This is a genomic window from Olsenella sp. CU969, from assembly GCF_905219715.1.
Taxonomy (GTDB): domain Bacteria; phylum Actinomycetota; class Coriobacteriia; order Coriobacteriales; family Atopobiaceae; genus Granulimonas; species Granulimonas faecalis.
This window is the reverse complement of the sequence record NZ_CAJMXC010000139.1, coordinates 1-1,948: the sequence shown is the minus strand read 5'-3', so window position 1 is coordinate 1,948 and position 1,948 is coordinate 1. Positions and strand designations below refer to the sequence as shown.

At 78.7% G+C, this 1,948-nt stretch carries 1 protein-coding gene; it reads left to right on the top strand.

Features of this window, described 5'->3' with window-relative positions:
• Positions 1-190 precede the first annotated feature (190 nt).
• The coding region (locus JX283_RS08215; protein ID WP_204830139.1) for a hypothetical protein at positions 191-1,948 on the top strand (1,758 nt) is incomplete at its 3' end.

Here is a 1,948-nt window from a genome sequence, read left to right as displayed (position 1 = left end):
GGTCGCTCGACGGCTGGGGCGTCCTCCAGGCGGCCGACACCGTCGCCGAGGCGGCCGCCGTGTCGTTCTCGGGTGGGACGCACCACGGTGGCGCGCCGTCCCTGCCCCATGGCGCCATCCCGGCCCCGGCCGGCCGTGGTAGGGTGGTTTGACGTCTTTATCGCCGTCCACCGATGCGAAGGGGGCCGCCATGGCTTTGACCGTCGTCCGCGACACAGAGGGGGCCGTCCTCGGGCCCGCGGCCCTGACGGCCGTCACGGAGGCCCTGGCGGAGCACCGGCCGGTGACCGTGATCGTCCCCTCCATGCGTGCCGCGCTGGACGCCCGCCGCGCCCTGGCGCGCGCCGGCATCGGCGTGGGCGTGGACGTCACCTGCCCCGTGCCCTGGGCCGACGCCCTCTGGGGGCGCCTGGGGGACGGCACCGCGCTCGCCCGGGGTGCCGACGTCACGGCCACGGCCTGGAAGGTCCTCGGAGGCAACGCGCTCATGGACGGCCGCCCCGAGTCCGCCGGCGTCTACCCCGGCTACGTGGACGTCGTCGCTACCCTCGCCGGCACCTTCTCGGTCCAGCTGCCCGCCGCCGCGGCCGCTGCCGGCGACGCGCTCTCGCCGCAGCAGCGCGACGCCTGCACCATGGCCCTCGCCTTGGCGGACGCCCTCGTGGCCCGGGGGCTCTCCACCCGCTCCCGCGTCTTCGAGGAGCTTCCCGACGCCCTCGCGGCCCATCCCGGCGAGGCCCGCTGCGCCCTCGTGGCCGCCGGCTGGGAGGACCTCGACGCCTCCCAGGCGCGGCTCTTCGGGCGCCTGGCCGCCCGGGTGGGCCTCACCTGGGCCGCCTCCGCCCACCCCGGCGCCGCCGGCGACGCCGCCCGGGCCTGCGAGGCCGCCGTCGCCTCCGAGGCCGCGCTCGCCGGCGCCCCCGTCTCCGAGGCCCCGGCCCGTGCCGCGGTCCCGGCGCCCCCGCGCTCGCCGGAGCTCCAGGCCCTGCTCGGCTCCGTGTTCGGCGGGGGAGGCTCCGTGGAGCCCACCGGGGCCGTGCGCCTGCTGGAGGCGGCCGGCCCCGAGGCCGAGCCCGAGCTCGTGGCCCGCGAGCTCGCACGCCTGGCCGAGGCTGGCGCCGAGCGCGTGCTCCTCGTCGCCCGCGACCCCCGCGAGGTCTGGCGCACCGTGTCGCCCAAGGCCTCCAACCGCGGCATCGCCGTGCGCGCCTCGTGGGTGGAGCCGGCGTCAGACCTCCGCGCCACCCGCCAGTTCCTCGCCTTCGTGGAGCAGCTCTCCGCCATCGCCGCGGCTGCGTCGCAGTGGCGCCTGGACCGCGCGGCCGAGGGCGCCCCCGACGCGGCGGCCGCGGCCGAGGAGGTCCTCTCGGCCTCCGTGGAGGCGGACCGCAGCTGGTGGCCTCCCCGCGCCGTGACGGACTTCCTGCTCTCGGAGCTCTCCGGCCTGCCTCGCGACATCGTGTTCTCCCTGGACGCCGCCTGGCGCCAGAACCGCGCCCTCTCGCCGGCCGCGGTGCTCTCGGACGTCGCCCGCGTGGCCACCCAGAGCGAGCCCCTCGCCCGCACCGTGGAGCTCGTGGCCGCCGGCGACTGGGCCGGCGCCGCGCGCGCCCTGCGCCCCAACGCCCAGGCCGCCCGCGACCGCGAGGCCCACCAGGCCCTCTGCGCCGTCGAGGACGCCTGCGCCGCGGTGGACGGGCTGTTCGGCGACGGCCTCGACCCCCATGCCCGCCTCACGGTGCTCGCGTCCGTGCTCTCGCGCATGGGCGTAGCCCGCTCGCCCGAGCGCGGCCGCTACGGGGAGGCCCAGCGCTGCACGGTGGAGATCCTCGACCCCGCCCGCGCCGCCTCCACGCCCCCGGGCTCCGTGGACGACGTGCTGCTCTGCGGCCAGACGGCGGCCGAGGACCCCATCTCGGCGCCCCACGACGCGGTCCACGGGCTCCTC